The sequence below is a fragment of the Sphingobium sp. AS12 genome, from assembly GCF_019097845.1.
Lineage (GTDB): Bacteria > Pseudomonadota > Alphaproteobacteria > Sphingomonadales > Sphingomonadaceae > Sphingobium.
Map to the genome: position 1 here is coordinate 1 of NZ_JAHRGM010000005.1, position 1,116 is coordinate 1,116.

The 1,116-nt window shown below is 49.6% G+C and carries 1 protein-coding gene; it reads left to right on the forward strand.

Features of this window, described 5'->3' with window-relative positions; translation table 11 throughout:
* Window positions 1-924: 924 nt before the first annotated feature.
* Window positions 925-1,116: hypothetical protein (locus tag KRZ98_RS05030; protein ID WP_217672579.1), on the forward strand; the 192-nt coding region annotated here is incomplete at its 3' end.

A 1,116-nucleotide genomic window follows, 5' to 3' on the forward strand; every position in this document is an offset into this window, starting at 1 on the left:
GATTGATGTTGCTTCTCTGGCTGGTCTGTAGGCTCAGGGCTCAAACTAAGAGAGACAAGGTGGTTATCGCCCAAGCGCTTGTAGCTTTGGAACAAGGAAGCAATAGGCCGCTGGCCAGACAGCTCTTGCACACCCGGAGCCTAGGCTCATTGCACAGGGTAGAGTGCCTGGCTTGAGCAGCCCATGAGGGATGTCGAGCAAGGCATCGCACAGAGAGTTGCCCAATATGCAGGCTTCTCTGGGAGGCATGTTGTCCTGCATAAGGGTTGCCTGCCCTAGTCTCCCTTTCCCAGAAAAACGGCAGAGGACAGGTCGAGAGTGCTTCGGGTCAAGCTAACAGCCTGATGGCGACTCTTGTACACAGTCTTAATATTTGATTGGGAAGGTACAACCTCTGCCTCTATCCCTCAACATATGGGTGACCTATTTGCTTGTAAAAATATAAAGCCTTATCATTAATTAATAAAAAAAGGGGGATCTGTAGGGAGCCGTCCCTGCATTCTCCATTACAAGATGGCGCCTGCATCCGGCAGGCACCGAATGTAAACAAGATTATTGCGCAGGCGCTGGGTAATTTTCCATTCCTTGATCTCTGCCTATTCCGTGGCGTCATATGGCCGGATGAGCTGCAGCCAATCATGGGGTGACACGTCCGAGGCGGCGGTTGCCAGCCTTTATTAGGGGACGGGATTCTTGGCTCGGGGTCTCCGCTCTGGTAAGCTTATGCTCTCCTCTCAAGACGCATTAAAGCTTGTCTGCAGAAGGATCCGAGTGTCCCGTGTATGATTTCTTGCTGGCGAGAAATACAGAGCGCGCGGGACATATGGTGCCGAAACCCGGGAACATGTGAACATCTCTGGCATTGCGGAGACCCCTTGGCTACAAGGCGGATTCAGAACTGCAGGGTGGTAAATTCGGAGAGGTATGATTTTTCTGGACTTTGGCTTGGGAATGTTGCTATTGTGGGAGGTTAATATAGAGGCTTCTATGCTTTTACTAGGAGCTATTTTGACTTTTCTCACTGTTGTAGCAATCTTAAAGAAGTCCAGAATTACATATCAGAAACCGAATGTGGTGAGAGATGGGGCGCGCCTAACAATAAAATATAAGAAAAAA